This is a genomic window from Filimonas lacunae (assembly GCF_002355595.1).
GTDB classification, from domain to species: Bacteria; Bacteroidota; Bacteroidia; order Chitinophagales; family Chitinophagaceae; genus Filimonas; species Filimonas lacunae.
This window is the reverse complement of the sequence record NZ_AP017422.1, coordinates 3,936,377-3,953,722: the sequence shown is the minus strand read 5'-3', so window position 1 is coordinate 3,953,722 and position 17,346 is coordinate 3,936,377. Positions and strand designations below refer to the sequence as shown.

8 protein-coding genes are annotated in these 17,346 nt (G+C 44.2%); all 8 read left to right on the top strand.

The features are described from left to right. Positions 1–14 precede the first annotated feature (14 nt). The 8 genes from FLA_RS15570 (at position 15) to FLA_RS15535 (ending at position 17,228) form a co-directional block, all read left to right on the top strand. Positions 15–1,157 (top strand): efflux RND transporter periplasmic adaptor subunit, encoded by a 1,143-nt coding sequence (locus FLA_RS15570; protein WP_076377734.1) that lies wholly within the window; start codon positions 15–17, stop codon positions 1,155–1,157. Positions 1,158–1,202: 45 nt separating this feature from the next. Continuing rightward, entirely contained in the window at positions 1,203–4,400 is a 3,198-nt protein-coding gene (locus FLA_RS15565) for an efflux RND transporter permease subunit (RefSeq protein ID WP_076377736.1), read from the top strand. 156 nt (positions 4,401–4,556) lie between these two features. Beyond that, positions 4,557–5,498: an RpnC/YadD family protein gene (locus tag FLA_RS15560; RefSeq protein WP_076377738.1), complete on the top strand. Its 942-nt coding sequence runs from the start codon at positions 4,557–4,559 to the stop codon at positions 5,496–5,498. Positions 5,499–5,601: 103 nt separating this feature from the next. Continuing rightward, complete coding sequence (locus FLA_RS15555) at positions 5,602–6,165, top strand: hypothetical protein (protein WP_076377740.1); 564 nt, start codon at positions 5,602–5,604, stop codon at positions 6,163–6,165. A 121-nt stretch (positions 6,166–6,286) separates the two neighbouring features. Continuing rightward, a complete protein-coding gene (locus FLA_RS15550; RefSeq protein WP_159445076.1) occupies positions 6,287–9,916 on the top strand; it encodes a SusC/RagA family TonB-linked outer membrane protein in 3,630 nt (1,209 codons plus the stop codon). Positions 9,917–9,933: 17 nt separating this feature from the next. Then, positions 9,934–11,403 carry a SusD/RagB family nutrient-binding outer membrane lipoprotein gene (locus tag FLA_RS15545; protein ID WP_076377744.1) on the top strand — a complete coding sequence of 490 codons (1,470 nt, stop codon included), beginning with the start codon at positions 9,934–9,936 and terminating at the stop codon, positions 11,401–11,403. 24 nt (positions 11,404–11,427) lie between these two features. Then, entirely contained in the window at positions 11,428–13,017 is a 1,590-nt protein-coding gene (locus tag FLA_RS15540) for a peptide chain release factor 3 (protein WP_076377746.1), read from the top strand. Between the two features lie 149 nt (positions 13,018–13,166). Continuing rightward, positions 13,167–17,228 (top strand): LamG-like jellyroll fold domain-containing protein, encoded by a 4,062-nt coding sequence (locus FLA_RS15535; protein ID WP_076377748.1) that lies wholly within the window; start codon positions 13,167–13,169, stop codon positions 17,226–17,228. Positions 17,229–17,346 lie beyond the last annotated feature (118 nt).

Below are 17,346 nucleotides of genomic sequence, written 5' to 3'. Positions count from 1 at the left end.
AAAATCAATATACAATGTTGTTCAGAACGATCAGAAATTATGCAGGTGTGGCTTGCTTGTTAACAATGGCCTCCTGTGGTAATAAACAACAACAGCAGCAAATGCCAAACCCCAATGCTCCGGTTTGGGTTACTGTAGCAGACGTAGCAACTTCGGATGTACCTTATTATGATGAGTTTCCAGGTACTGTTACTGCCTTAAATCAAACGGAATTAAGAGCACAGGTTACCGGTTATGTTACAGGCATCTATTTTAAAGATGGCGATAAAGTAAAGCAAGGACAACAATTATATAGCATAGACCAGCAGGTGTATAACGCAAACTATCAGCAATCTTTGGCAAATGTTGCCGTTCAGGAAGCTGCTTTGGTAAAAGCACAAAAAGATGCGGATCGTTATCACGAGCTGGACAAGCAGGATGCAATTGCCAAACAACAGGTAGATTATGCGGATGCGGCGCTGGAAACTGCTAAAAAGCAACTGGCGGCAGCTAAAGCAACTGCTGAAAGCGTAAAGGCAAACGTTCGTTTTGCTGGCATAGTAGCCCCTTTCAGCGGTACCATTGGTATTTCGCAGGTGAAAATGGGTACCTCTGTAGTTGCGGGTCAAACTGTAATGAACACTATCTCTTCTGATAACCCTATGGCAGTTGACTTTACTATCGACCAAAGCAATATCTATCGTTTTACTCAATTACAGCAAAAGGCCAGCGCGAAGGATTCAACCTTCACCATTGCTTTTGGTGATGACGTATATCCTGGTGTGGGCAGAATCAGCGTGATTGACCGTGCTGTAGATCCACAAACTTCTACTATTAAAGTGCGTCTGGTGTTTGATAATGATAAAGGTGCGCTGAAAGCGGGTATGACCACAAACGTGCGTGTGAAAGGTAATACGGGTGGAGCTTCTCCTATTGTGCCGTTTAAAGCGGTTACCGAGCAGCTGGGTGAGTTTTTTGTATATGTAGTAGGTGATAGCAGCAAAGTAAGTCAGCGTAAAGTAAAACTGGGTCGCCAGCTTGGAACACAAGTGCTTGTAAAAGATGGTGTGAAGGCAGGGGAGAAGATTGTAGTTCAGGGTACACAAAACCTGCATGAAGGTTCTGTTATTACCCTGGAGCCGCCTACACAACCTGGCGCACCAGCAGGCAAGAAATAAGAAGGTTGAAGAGATGATTTAGGTTTCACGACAAAGTAAACGAACATGATAGCAGATACTTTTATAAAGCGCCCGGTAACGGCAATTGTAATATCCATCGTAATTGTACTGGTGGGTTTGATTGCAATTACTACTTTACCGGTTGCGCAATATCCAGATATTACACCACCTACGGTATCTATTACCGGTAACTATACGGGTGCGGATGCCGAAACGGTAGAACAAACGACTTCTACGGCTATTGAAACGCAGGTGAACGGTACACCGGGCATGACTTACATGAGCAGTAACAGTACTGCTTCGGGTCAGAGCAGCATTACCGTAAACTTTGAAATTGGTACGGACATTAACATTGCTACCCTGGACGTACAGAACAGGGTGAGTGTGGCTGAACCAACTTTGCCGGATGCGGTAAAACGTTTGGGGTTGACTACCAAAAAGCGTAACCCATCTATTATGATGGCGATTGCGTTTTACTCGCCTAACGGTACACACGATGCCACTTTCCTGGGTAACTATACTAACATTTACCTGAAAGATGCCTTATTGCGTGTAAAGGGGGTGGGTGATATTGTAACCAGGGCAGATGACTTTGGTATGCGTGTATGGTTAAACCCTGCTAAACTGGCTGCCCTTGGAATGACGAGCAGTGATGTAACAGCGGCCCTGAATGAGCAGAACCTGCAGGTGGCTGCTGGTTCGGTGGGTGGTAACCCTCAGCCTGGTACACAAAGTTTTGAATACAACATTTTAACCAACAGCCGTTTAAAAACACAGCAGGACTTTGAAGAGATCATTGTGCGTACAAACCCTGCTGACGGAAGCCTGGTGCGTTTAAAAGATGTAGCCCGTGTAGAACTGGGAAAATTTGATTACAGCATTAACGCCTTTGTAAACAGTAAGCCAGCAGCGTTTTTGCTGATTTACCAGGCTCCCGGTGCTAATGCGCTGGATACCTATAAAGGAGTGTTGAAGGCTTTGGATGAAATGAAGGCGCGTTTTCCTAAAGACATGGATTATGCTATTCCTTTAGAAACTGCCACCGTGGTATCTACTTCTATTGAAGAAGTATTGCACACTTTTGTGGAAGCGTTGATTCTGGTAATTATTGTGGTGTTCCTGTTCTTACAGAGCTGGCGCGCTACACTGATTCCTGTGCTGGCTATCCCGGTTTCGTTGATTGGTACGTTTATCCTGTTTATACCTTTTGGCTTTACCATTAACACGCTTACGTTGTTTGCGTTTGTGCTGGCTATTGGTATTGTGGTGGATGACGCCATTGTGGTGGTGGAAGCGGTACAGCATTATATTGATCATGAAAAGCTGTCGCCAAAAGAAGCTACTGAAAAGGCGATGAAAGATATCTCAGGTCCGGTAATTGCCATTGCGTTGATTCTTGCTGCGGTGTTTGTGCCGGTAAGCTTTGCGCCAGGTATTGTAGGCCGCCTGTATCAGCAGTTTGCTATTACCATTGCGGTGTCTGTAATTATCTCGGCTTTTGTGGCGTTATCACTTACTCCGGCTTTATGTAGCCTGATGCTGAAACCTTCCAAAACAGCCAACGATAAGAAAAACTTCCTGGATAAATTCTTTGACCGCTTTAACGTATGGTTTGATAAAGTGAGTCACTCTTATACCAGAGGTGTAGCCAAATGGATTAAGGGTGCCAAGTATGTAGTGATAATGATGATTGTGTTGTTTGTGGGTTTAGGCTTATTGCTGAAATCGAAACCAACCGGCTTTATCCCTACAGAAGATGAAGGTCGTTTTTATGTGACCTATGAAATGCCGGAAGGTACTTCTACTACCCGCAACATTGCCATGGCTAAGGATATCATGAACCGTGTGAAGAGCATTCCTGCGGTAAACGTGGTAGGTGCGCTGGCTGGTTTGAACATTATCAGTTTCTCTAACAAGAGTAACGTGGGCACCATGTTCGTGAGTTTGAAAAAGTGGGATGACAGGAAAAGCAAGGAAGAGCAGTTACAAGGTGTATTAACAGAGGTGTACAAGCGTACCGGTGATATCAAGGAAGCCCGGATTCTGGCTATTGCGCCACCGGCGATTCCTGGTTTGGGACAAACATCGGGTTTCACTATTGAATTGCAGCAAACTACCAGCAGTGATAGTATCCAGGTATTTGAAGGCATTGCCAAGAAATTCCTGGGTGCCCTGTATCAAAGACCTGAAATAGGAATGGCATATACCTTCTTCAACACCAAAACTCCCACCTACCGTATAGATGTAGACAGGGAGAAAGCGAAGAAGCTGGGTATTGCTATCAGTGATGTATACAGCACGATGGGTACTATGATGGGTAGTACTTATATCAACGATTTTAACCTGTATGGCCGTAACTTCCGCGTAATGGCGATGGCCGACAGTGCTTACCGTTCTTCGCTTTCTGCGTTGAACCAGATATATGTACGTAACAGCCAGGGCAACATGACGCCGCTGAGTGCATTGGTAAGCATTAAGCTGGTTGAATCTCCGGCGTTGGTATCGCACTACAACGTGTACAGATCTATTGAGATAAACGGTTCGCCTAAGCCAGGCTTCAGCTCTGGTCAGGCTATTGAAGCGTTGAAAGAAGTGGCAGCACAAACTTTGCCTGCTGGTTACAGCTACGAATTTTCGGGTATGACCCGTGAGGAGATAGCAGCGGGTAACAGTACGCTGATGTTGTTTGCGGTGTCTATCATATTCGTGTTCCTGTTCCTGGCAGCACTGTATGAGAGCTGGTCGGTTCCGTTTGCGGTAATCTTTGCCGTACCTATCGGTTTATTCGGCTCTATCTTAACGCTGGTGCTGATACCAAGACTGAACAACAACATTTATGCGCAGATTGGTATGATTACCCTGATTGGTCTGGCGGCTAAGAACGCCATCCTGATTGTGGAGTTTGCCAAAGAAAGGGTAGACCGCGGGGTGGATATTACACACGCTACCTTACAAGCGGTACAATTGCGTTTACGTCCGATTATCATGACCTCCCTGGCGTTTATCCTGGGTGTGTTACCGCTGGCAGTGGCTACGGGTGCTGCATCACAGGCTCGTAACACCATTGGTTGGACGGTGTTTGGCGGTATGATTGCGGCAACAACACTGGCTATCTTTGTGGTGCCAGTACTGTTTGTAATTATCATGAATATCTCGTACAGACGAAAAATGCGCAAGCTGGAAGAGCAGCGTAGAAATGAAGAAGCTATTGATCAAAACATTATACAGAACAGGACAAGTTAACTGACAGGATTTGTTTCATTAGTACGGCCTTAGAAAACAGAGCGGCGCCATCCGGCGCCGCTTTTTGTTTTTATAATGTGATTGTTAAACAGGCAATTTAAAGTCTGAACAAAATGAACAGATTTATATCAGCCTGCTTTTTTATTTTGAGCTTATATGAAAATAAACCAATTGCTTGCTGCTACCGAACCGACTTTACAAAAAAGAGATATACTTTGGAAAGGGATTATAGAAGATTTGTTTGTTGACTTTCTGCGATTTTTCTTTGCTAATGCAGACAGTGTATTTGATATGGAAAGGGGCTTTGAGTTTTTGGATAAAGAACTGCATGAAATAACTCCTGATAGTCACATACGTCATCCACGCTTTGTTGACAAACTAGTAAAAACCTGGTATAAGGATGGTACTGAAAAATGGTTGTTGGTACACATAGAAGTGCAGGGATATATTGATACCAGCTTTCCGGCACGAATGTTCACTTATTTTTACCGCATATGTGACAAGTTTCACCACGAGATCACTTCTCTGGCCATCTTTACAGACAACGATGATAAGTATCAACCCGATAGATATGAGTATGATTGCTTTGGTACCAGCCTGATTTTCCGGTTCAATACCTATAAGGTGAAAGCGCAGGATGTTACTTTGCTTGAGCAAAGCGAGAATCCGTTTGCCATTGTGATTCTTACTGTATTGACTCTTTTACAACAGAAAGGAGGGAGACGTGAGCAGTTGTTTGATTCGGCTATTTCGCTTGTGCGTAGGTTGCTTGAAAAAAAGTTTTCTAAAGATAAAATAGGCAGGTTGCTTCAATTTATTAAACGATATGCTGATTTTGGGGATTCCGCGGATTTTCATAAATTTGAGAAAGAGGTGGAGAGCCTTACCATAAAACGTGAAAGAATGGGTATTTACGAAGAAATATTGCAGTATGAAACTTCTATTGCAGAAACGCGGGGGAAAATTAAAGGGATTGAGATTTTGCTTCGGGAAACTGATTTTGATATACCCAAAATAGCCCGCCTAATGGAGGTAGATATTGATTTTGTAGTTGAGATTAAAAACAATTTATCTGCCGATAGCAATGCTTCGTTGTAGGATATAAATATATTACTCCAGGCCTCTTACCCAATGCGTAAGAGGCTTTTTTTATGCTTTCTATTGAAATACAGTTAACAATTTCCCCCCTAACTTTGCATGGATGCATGATATAGAACCATTTTTTAACTGGAGACACCTGTATACTGCGGAAGAAGACAGCCGTTCGCCTTTCTTTGGGCGTACGTATAGTGAGTTTGAATTTTCGCAAACAGTATACAACTATTATATTCATCCTCAGTGGGATGAATTTGGCAGCCGCACATTATACCTGAAGATTTTATATGTGGATTATGATCTGCATTTTGCTATCATTGAATTACTGGGGGAGTGGAATGATGCCATTGAAAATGATATCATGACGCTAAAACGGGATGTGATTGATAAACTTTTTGAGCAGGGTATTACCAAGTATATTCTGATAGGCGAGAATGTGTTGAATTTTCACAGCGGCGATAAGGATTATTACCAGGAGTGGTTTGAGGAAGTTACCGATGAAAATGGCTGGATGGTACTATTAAATTTATCGGAAGCTGCGCAGTATGATTTCAAAAAACGCAAGCTGAATTACTACATAGAATTGATGGAAATTCTTAACTGGCGCACCTATAAGCCAGAACATTTATTCAAGCGAATTGACGACGAAATAAGCAAACGGCTGGATTAAATGAGGTTGTATTAGTTTTTTTGGCAATGTTTTTGGAAGAATGGAGCGACGATTTTTTATTCATTGTTCCATTCTAACCTACCGTATGCCTGGAAAAACTTTACACTTAGCCTCTCTTGTTTTGGCATGTTTGTTATTAACTGCTACCGCCAAAGCCCAGCAAACGTCTAAAACCATCATCGGCAAACTGCTGGCATTAGATGGTTCTCCGCAGAAAGAATATGTATTACAGTCTAAAGCACTGAAAGGTAAAGCTGTAACCGCTGAAGACGGGCGGTTTACCCTGCAGGTAAATGCTGATGACTCTGTGTGGGTACTGTATCAGGATGCACAACTGGGTGCATTTAAAGTGCCGGAAGCCACCAGCTTTCAGGTACAGTTTGCTGAAAAAAATACATTTAAAATAACGCCAATGGCAGCGCCGGCAGCCGATAGCACGGCAAAGCCCGCTACTACGGTGCCGCCGGTGGACAGTGCTGCTAAAGCGCCCCCGAAAGATACGTTGCCATTAAAGAAAAATGATCCTGTGGCGGCTGCAAAGCCTGATTCGGCCAGTGCTACAGATACGGTATATGTTACCGGTACGGTGCAGGACATCAATGGCAAAGCCATCTCGTTCGCTACCATCACATTTGAAAGTGGTAAAACCTATAGCGGTAAGGAAAACGGTAGTTTTTCTATTCCTTTTAAAGCAGGCACTTCCGTCGTGTTTTCGGCGGTGGGTTATTCTAATAAAGATGTGGTGTTACTGAGCAGTACGGCCCCGTTAACCGTGCAGCTGAGCAGCAAAAGCGGACAGCAATTGCAGGAAGTGAAAGTAACTGCCATGGGCATTTCCAAAAAAGGAAAGGCAGTGGGGTATTCTATACAGGAGATAAAAGGCGATGCCGTGCAGGTGGCTAAGGAACCCAATTTTGTTACTGCTTTACAGGGCAAGCTGGCCGGTGTGCAAATCAACGGCAACACCGGTTCTATGAGTGGGTCATCTAAAGTTACTATCCGTGGTAACAAGTCTATTACCGGCGATAACAATGCCTTGTTTGTGGTAGATGGTATATTTATGGGGAATAATAACCCGGCTGCAAATGTAAGCCAGGCGGCGGGTGGTGGAGGCTATGATTACGGTAGCCCCATACAGGATATTAACCCCGATGATATTGAGCAGATATCTGTGCTGAAAGGTGCTGCGGCATCTGCTTTATATGGTAGCCGTGGTTCCAATGGGGTTGTATTGATTACCACCAAACGTGGTTCGTCCAGTAAAAAGCTGGGTATCACTTATAGCCTTAACGCACAGATGGATAAGGTGTATATGCGCACTAAATACCAGAACAGGTATGGTGCAGGTGGAGCATCGGATGATCCTTCTTTTGTGGCCTCTGGCTTTGATACCCTTTGGTATAGCCAGCACCCTGATCAGTTTTTGAGCGGTACCTCAGCTACTTATAATGATCCTATTAAAGGCGGGTACGATCTGATGCCGCAGTATTCTATTGATGAATCATGGGGGCCTGAATTAAAAGGGCAGGTGGTGCGTCCTTACTACTCCTTTGATAAGGATAAGAATAACCCCTACTTTGGTAAAACCACGCAATGGTTGCCACAGCCTGATAACGTAAAAGATTTCTACCGTACAGGCCACACTCTCACTAATAGCATTAGTGTAAGCGGTGGTTCAGATAAAGGTACTTTCCGTTTGTCGTACAGCAACTTAACGCAGCAATTCATATTGCCTAACTCCGATTTAAACCGCAACAATATCGGCTTTAATGGTACTTATAAATTAAATGATGCCATTACCGCTGTGGCCAGCGCCAACTATTCTAACAACCGCGCCAAGGGCAGGTCGGGAACCGGTTTTGCCGGAACCAATCCTACGCAGTTATTCACCATGTTTGGCCAGCGTCAGCTGGAAAATGATATGTTGAAATATTACGCGTTTCCGGATGGCTCGCAGGTGAGCTGGAACCGTAAATCGTTCTCCGATCCAACACCAACTTCGGCTACCAGTCCGTACTGGACTGCTTACAACGGTTATGAGAGTGATAGCAGGGATCGTTTGTTTGGTCTGGCGGGATTGGAAATAAAACCTACCAGTTGGTTAAACCTGTCGGGCAAAGTGTTTATGGATCAGTTTACTACGTTAATTGAAGAGCGTTCGCCTAAAGATTACCAGGCGGGTGGTTATACACGTACGGACAGAACGTTCCGTGAAATGAACTACCTGTTCCTGGCAACGGTGAAAAAGGATCTTACCAAAAAGCTGGATATCAATGCTACAGTAGGTGGCAATATCATGACGCGTGAGGATGATATTAATAGTGGTGTGGTAACGGGCCTGATTGTTCCTGGATTATACACGTTTACGAATACTACCAGCCGGGTAGCTTTTACAGAGTATCGTTTGAACAAACGTATTAACTCGTTATTCGGGGATGTTACGTTTGGCTATAATAACAGCCTGTTCCTGAATATTACCGGGCGTAACGATTGGTCCAGCACACTGGCAAAAGGCCATAACTCTTATTTCTATCCTTCAGCTTCACTGTCGGCCATGTTCTCTGACTGGTTGAAATGGAACTGGCTTTCGTTTGGTAAAGCCAGGGTGAGTGTGGCTGAAATAGGCAGCGATACTGACCCTTACCGCACGGGTAATGCGTATGCGCAGCCCGGATTGTTTGGAACGAATCCTATCATTTCTAAAGATGCCAACCTGGGCAACAGCAACCTGCTGCCGGAGAAAAGTACGGAGGTGGAAGCAGGTCTGGAGCTGAAGTTTTTAAATAACAGGGTAGGTGTAGATGCGACTGTATATACGCGCACCACCCGTAACCTGATTGTGCCTCTAACGGTTTCTGCTGCCAGCGGATATAATAGCTTTTATGCCAACATTGGTAAATCAAGAACACGTGGTTTTGAACTGGAATTAACGGGCCGGCCTATTGAACTGAAAAACAGTTTTGCCTGGGATATTGCTTTCAACTTCTCTTTCAACCGCAGCAAGCTGTTGAAGCTGGATGTGCCTAATAACCCCGATGTTACCACGTATACGCTGGCTACGGAAAGGCGCTTAGGTTCTGTTTCGGTAACCGCTATTGAAGGGCAGCCGTTGTTTGCTATTACCGGTACGGATTATACTTATGATAGCAGGGGTAATAAGATGGTGGATTCATCAGGCCATTATATTAAATCGGCTCCGGGACAAATTATCGGTACTACACAGCCAGACTTTATAGGAGGCATCAGCAACACTTTCAGTTATAAAAACATTTCGCTAAGTGCGTTGATCGATTTTCAGAAAGGTGGTAACTTCTTCTCTTATACCAACCTGTATGGTTTATACTCCGGTACCTTACAGGAAACGGTGGAGAATAATATCCGCGAAACAGGTATCATAGTACCAGGTGTGGGGCCGGATGGTAATGCGAATACGGTAAAGATCAATGCTGCCAATCACTTCAAAACCAATTACGGCCGATCTATTAATAAAGCCAACCTGTATGATGCGGGTTTTGTGTACCTGCGCGAAGTGCGTTTAGGGTATAGTCTGCCTGAGAAATGGGTATCGAAAATAAAAGCTGCCAATGCACGCCTGAGTTTGTATGGCCGCAACCTGTGGCTGATACATGCCAATGCGCCCAACGTAGATCCTTCCAATATTCTTAACTCCGATTTAAACATACAGGGGCTGGAAGGTGGGGCCTTGCCTTCGGTGCGTAGTTATGGCATTAACCTGAGCATTGGATTTTAACCTGAAAAACTATTGAAATGAAATCACTTCTGAAAATACAATGGATAGCTGTTATTGCTGCAATGGGAATAATGGCCTGTAAAAAGGGGCTGGATATTAATAATGATCCTACCAAACCTACTACTGCCACACTGGAATCGTTAATTACCGGGGCGGAGAAAAAGTCGCTGGACATTATCTATGGCAATGCGGTGAATGGGAAGATAGGGATGTTGTATGCGCAATACTGGTCGCAGGGACAAAAAGAAACCGATAGCCGATATCAACTGGACGAGACCTCTAACAGCACCATATGGAGTTTATATCAAAGCGCTTTAGGTAACCTGAATGAAATATTACGCATCAATGCGGAGAATCCCGAATCTGGTTCGCCCAACCAGGTGGCTATTGCCAATATATTAAGTGTATGGATTTACCAGGTGCTGGCTGATTGTTATGGCAACGTACCTTATAGCCAGGCGCTGGCGGGGCTGGATGATTTTACACCGGTGTATGATGATGCGGCTACCATTTATGATAGCCTGGTGAAAAAACTGGATGCACAGGTGGCATTGCTGGATACGGCAGCAGGGGGCTTTAGAAGTGGGGAGTTGATTTATAATAGCGATGTGGCTCAGTGGAAAAAGCTGGCCAACAGCCTGAAACTGCGTATAGGGCTGCGCATGCTGGGTGGTACGGAAGTAAATGCCGCCAAGGCAAAAACTATTATTGAAGCAGCGGCTACTGCCGGGGTGCTGAATGGAACGGATGATGATGCTTTGTTTCCTTACCTGGCATCTGTTGGCGACCAGTTTCCTTTTAACGAACAGTCCGGCACAGGAATCTCTAACGAGTTTGTGGCCAGTGAAACACTGGTAAAATATATGCAATCGGTAAACGACCCGCGTTTGCCTGTTTATGTGCGACCTTCTTCAGATGATAAGGCTTATGTGGGCAAGCCTTATGGCATTAATGCTTCTGATAACCAGTATAATTTGAGCAAGCTATCATTTCCGGGCGCACGTGCTTACGACCCTACTTTGCCGGGCATTATTATGACCAGTGCTGAGGTGGAGTTTGCACTGGCGGAAGCGGCTGCCCGCAACTATGCGGTGAGTGGCACGGCGGCAGAGCATTACGAAAAGGGGATCCGCTACAGTTTTGCATTTTGGGGGTTGTCTGATGACAGTGCCACCAGCTACCTGGCAAGAATGCCTTATGTTGCTAACGACTGGCGTAATGTGATTGGTGTGCAAAAATGGCTGGCTTTATACATGCAAGGGCTGCAGGCCTGGTTTGAAAGAAACCGGCTGGATTTTTCAATGCCAGGCGGGGAGGATTTGTTTGTAGCACCCGTAGCGGGCTCACTGGATGCTACTGCTCCTTTTTTACCCACCCGGCTTACCTATCCGGTATCTGAGGCTAACATTAACCGGGTAAACTATACCGATGCGGGTAAGGCCATTGGGGGAGATACTAAGGGTACCAAGTTGTGGTGGATGCAGTAAAATGTTACCTTTGCGGCCTTCATTATGAAATACGAAAAGGAAATTAACCGTCGCAAAACGTTTGCTATTATATCTCACCCGGATGCAGGTAAGACAACATTAACAGAAAAATTCCTGTTATTTGGTGGTGCTATTCAAACCGCCGGTGCCGTTAAAAGCAATAAAATAAAGAAACACGCTACCAGTGACTTCATGGAAATTGAAAGACAAAGAGGTATCTCGGTAGCGACTTCGGTAATGACCTTTGAGTATAACGATACGTTGATAAACCTGCTGGATACCCCGGGTCACAAAGACTTTGCGGAGGATACTTACCGTACCCTTACCGCTGTGGACAGTGTGGTACTGGTAGTGGATAGTGTAAATGGTGTGGAAGACCAGACCCGCCGCCTGATGGAAGTGTGTCGCATGCGTGATACTCCGGTGATTGTGTTTATCAATAAAATGGACCGTGACGGTAAAAACCGTTTTGATTTGCTGGAAGAAATTGAAAACGAACTACATATCTCTTTACACCCGATGACCTGGCCTATTAACAGCGGTAAGGATTTTAAAGGGGTGTATAACCTGTACGATAAAACCCTGCAGTTGTTTACTGCTAACACCAAGGCGGAAGACGACGAGGACAAAGTGGTGATAGAAGATTTGAGTACGTCTATACTGGATGAAAAGATAGGCGATAAAGATGCTGCCCAGCTAAGGGAAGATGTGGAGTTGGTAGAAGGCGTGTACGGCGATTTAAAAGTGCAGGATTACCTGGATGGTAAAATTGCCCCGGTGTTTTTTGGTAGCGCCATCAATAACTTTGGTGTGAAAGAAATGCTCGACACGTTTATCCAGATTGCCCCAGTGCCCCGCAGTCGCGAAACCACCAAGCGTACGGTGGATGTAGGGGAGGAAAAGTTCAGTGGGTTTATTTTTAAAATTCACGCCAACCTCGATCCTAAACACCGCGACCGTATTGCGTTTTTACGGGTGTGTACCGGCAGGTTTGAGCGCAACAAGTATTACCACCATGTAAGGTTGGATAAAGATATCCGTTTCAGCAACCCTTATTCATTTCTGGCGCGTAGCAAAGATGTAATTGAAGATGCTTATCCAGGGGATGTGGTAGGTTTGTTTGACACCGGAAACTTTAAAATAGGGGATACTTTAACGGAAGGAGAAGACTATTACTTTACAGGTATTCCATCTTTCTCACCTGAAATATTTAAAGAGCTGGTGAATAAAGACCCAATGAAAACCAAACAGTTAGAAAAGGGTATTAGTCAGCTTACGGATGAAGGTGTTGCGCAGCTGTTTACGCAGTTTGGTGGTAACAAAAAGATTATTGGTTGTGTGGGTGAACTACAATTTGAGGTAATTCAGTACCGTTTGTTGCAGGAATATGGCGCTGCGTGTGAGTTTAGACCATTACCTTTTTACAAAGCGTGTTGGTTAACCAGTAATGATACCAAAAAGCTGGAAGAATTTTTACGCTTTAAGCAGGCCAACTCGGCAGAAGACAAAGACGGTAATCCCGTTTATCTGGCGCAGAGTGAATGGTTCTTAAACACTGAAATTCAGAACAATCCGGAGATTACTTTCCATTTTACCAGTGAAATACATAAATAAGCTTCGGTAACATTACCATACAAAGCCGTTAGAAATAGTATTCTAACGGCTTTTTTATGCTCAATCCGGGGATTATTGTTAAAATTTATTCGTATGTTATAATTATAAATGTATTAGGTATTTTTGATTTACAACCACTCTAAAACCTTATGCCTGATCAAATGAATGCACGGGGCATTCGTAAATGGATATGCTGCTTAGTTATTTATGGTACCTGTGCATTGTTATTCTTTCCCCGTTTATCTGCCCAATCCATCGACCTTAATAATGGGTTAGTGGGTTATTATCCTTTTAATGGTAATGCCAATGACGCTTCCGGAAATGGTAATAACGGAACGGTAAGCGGCGCTGTGCTTACTACCGACCGTTTTGGCGTTGCCAATGGTGCTTATAGCTTTAACGGTTACAGTTCGTACATTGCCTTACCCTTTACACAGCTTTTTCAGTTTAAACCAACAGATGCTTATAGTTTATCGGTATGGGTGCAGGTGGCCTCCAGCAGTGGCGTTCGCTCTGTGTTGGTGAAAAGTGACAATACAACACCTTATCAAAACTCGCGTTGGAATTATGGTATTTGTATTACGGATAATTACCAGGTTTCTGTAGGATATCACGATAACCTGGTATTAAGGAGTGATGGCTCTTTAACTACAAATGCTGCGTGTTGGGATTTAATTACGTATACCTACGATAATGGAAAGTGGCAGCTGTATGTTAACGGTACGCTGGTAAAGCAGGATAACTCGCAAACCAAATTTTCTTTAATAGATAACAACTCTGTCATTGTATTTGGGAAAAAAGGCTTGTCGAATGGTGATTATTTTTCGGGTAAAATAGATGAAGCGCGTATTTATAACCGGGTATTAACGGCAGATGAAGCGAAGTATTTATACACGCAAGGCACGCCATGTGCGGTTCAAAACACCGCAGCTAGCTTCACGTTAACCGATACGGTGTGTAAAAACACAGCGGTAACTGCGGTAAACACCTCGCAAAATGCATCTTCTTACTATTGGAATTTCAATACAGCTTCTATTCAAACACAACCATTAGCCAACAACCTTGGTAATATTGATAATACGTTTCGTATGCCTGTTTTTTCAGATCTGGCAGAAGACAATGGAAACTATTATGTATTTGTAAACGGCCATGTACCGGGCGAACTGGTAAGACTGGATTTTGGCAATAGTTTGCTGAATACGCCTACTGCTACTTTGCTGGGTACATTGAATAATGTGCTTAAAAAGGAAATGGAGGGCATACAAATTATCAAAAATGAAGGGAAGTGGTATGGCTTTATTGTAGGGGGCAATACTGACAGTGGGCCTTCTTATTTGATTAAGATAGAGTTTGGGGCTAATCTGAATAATCCTAGCCCGGTAGCTACCAATTTAGGCAATGGTGGTGGACTTAATTTCCCTATTGACCTGCATATTTTTAAAGAGGGCAATGTATGGTATGGCTTAACGGTGAATGCTAAGGATAACTCTGTAACCCGTTTTAACTTTACCAATAGCTTTGATAACCTTCCTGGCGCTACCAACCTGGGAGTTTTCAATGGCAACCTGAATGTGCCCACCGGTATTTTTTGTATTAAACAGAATAACCAGTGGTATGCCTTTGTAACCAACGATGCCACCAGCAACGGTGTAACCCGGTTAAGCTTTGGCAACTCCATTACAAATACGCCTACTGCTACCACTTTTACTAACCAGCCTTTATTCACCCATATGCGTGACATTACCATGATGGTATATTGCGATGGGATAGTGGGTTTTGCGCTGAATGGTGATAAAGATGAACTGTTACGGTTGGATTTTGGCAATGATATTACCAGCACGCCACAGGTAACCAGTTACGGGAATACCGGCAATCTGAATTTTCCACATTCCTTATCACGAATATTTCGGGTAGGGGGCGATTTGTATTCTTTTATCACCAATGTAGATAACAATACTATCACACGGGTACGATTCGCCGCTTCCAATACGGTAAGCGGCGCTACTTCTACACTGGCCAGCCCGGCGGCGGTTTCTTATACAAGTGCGGGCAACTATAATGTAAACCTGGTAATAGACGAAGGGCTGCCTACACAAAGTTCTTATTGTAAAAACATTACTGTGTTGGATGTACCGGATAAAGTACCATTGCTGGATACCGCAGTTTGTTTGGATAGTGTGGTGCTACGGTCGCGTTTTGTCAGCAATAACACCTGGAGTGATGGCAGTAAACTGGATAGCCTGGTGATAAAAGCTTCGGGCACTTACTGGGTAAATATGAATGTATATGGTTGTGCCGCCCGGGACAGCTTTGTGTACAGGATGGAAAATGCAGCAGATATAGATATGGGGAGCGATACTGCTTTTTGCCGGGGCGGTCAGCTGGAATATCATTTTCAATTACCCAATACTACCTATCAATGGCAGGATGGCAGCACTTCGGGAGATTATATAATTAACCAGCCGGGTGTATATAAACTGGTGGTCACCAATGATGGGGGATGCACTAAAAGCGACTCGGTTACTGTTTCGGTGATTGAATTACCAGTGGTGCAGTTAATGGCCGATACCACCATTTGTAATAAAGATCAGGTGCAGCTAAGGGCAGATGTGTTGCAATATACGGATAGTGTACGGTGGCGGATGGATGCTGGTTTGGTGCAGATATCGTCGGTCAATCCTATCGTTACTCCTTCCGGTACCACACGATATAAACTAACTGCTTATAATCGTTTTTGTGCGGCAGCAGATTCGTTGTTAATTACCGTGCTGGATATTCCGGTGTTGACCGTTAGCAAGGACACTGAAATTTGTAAAGGAATGGTTGTGCCTTTGCAGGCGTCGGGTGCTGTATCTTATAATTGGTGGCCCGATGAGGCTTTGACCAATGCCACAGCTGCCAGCCAGCAGATACAACCGGATACTACTATTACCATGTATGTAAAAGGAAAAGGCCCTAATGGATGTGCGGCATTGGACTCAATACGGGTGGAAGTGGTGAATTTGCCAATAGTGAAACTGATGGCTGATACTGCGATATGTGAAGATGCTGGCTTTTACATTTGGGCGCTGCAGCTACAGTTTACAGATAGCATACGCTGGAGCCCAGCTACCAATTTATCCAGTACCGTGGTGAAGATGCCGGCAGCGAAGCCCGCTAGCGATATGGTATATACGGCTGTGGTATATAATCGTTTCTGCGCTGCTTCTGATGAGGTTACCGTCAACGTCAATAGAAAACCCTTATTGCAGGTAACCAATGATACGGCTATTTGCATAGGAGATGTATTGCCACTGTCGGCTTCCGGGGCAGCGGTGTATAACTGGTGGCCGAAAACTTATCTCTCTGATGCAACCATCAGCAATCCTGTAGCGTCGCCTTCTAATACGATACGTTATTATGTAACAGGTACAGGGGGCAATGGCTGTTCCCGTATGGATTCAGTACAGGTGGTAGTGCAGGAGCCGGCTGTTTTTTCCATCACCCCAACATCTGCCATCATTTGTGAAGGAGATAGTATTACGCTGAGCGTTTCGGGTGGAGATGCTTATCAGTGGTTGTTTACTCAAAGTGGAGTGGATGCAACGCAGGCCAGTATATATTTTGCACCTGCCTTATCCGGCACTTATGCTGTTATTGGATATGATAATGTTTGCCACAGGGAGGATACATTGACTGTACCCGTTACCATATATGCTTTACCTGTGCTAGCCATTTCCAAATCGAACGATATAGATTGTGTGAAGGGGGATGCCCGCTTGCAGGTAACCGGTGCTTCTTATTACCACTGGTATCCTGCAGCAACGTTAAGTGATTCTACCAGCTACCAGCCATTAGCACGTACAGATAGCAGCATCATGTATCATGTGCAGGCAACCAGTAACCAGGGGTGTATGGCAGAGGATAGCATTATGGTATATGTGCTGAAAAATAATTTTAATGCTTATCCTATTGCCACTGGTTTTACGCCCAACGGCGATGGTTTAAATGATTGTTTTCGCGTAAACCAGTGGGGCTTTATTCATAAGTTGGAGCTGGTTATTTATAACAGGCTGGGAGAACGTGTATTTGCCTCTAACGATCCTTATGCCTGTTGGGATGGTACCTATAAGGGGGAGAAACAATTACCCGGCACTTATATATATACTATTAAGGCAGAAACTTTGTGTGGGCCAGTGGTAAGAAACGGAACGGTGGTGCTGTTACGATAACAGATCCAGCATATTAGGGCTGATCAATTATTTTTTTGCGTGTATCAGTTATAGAGCAATGATGCATAAAAAAGCCGTCACTACCTGGTAATGACGGCTTTGTATGAATTGATTGCTA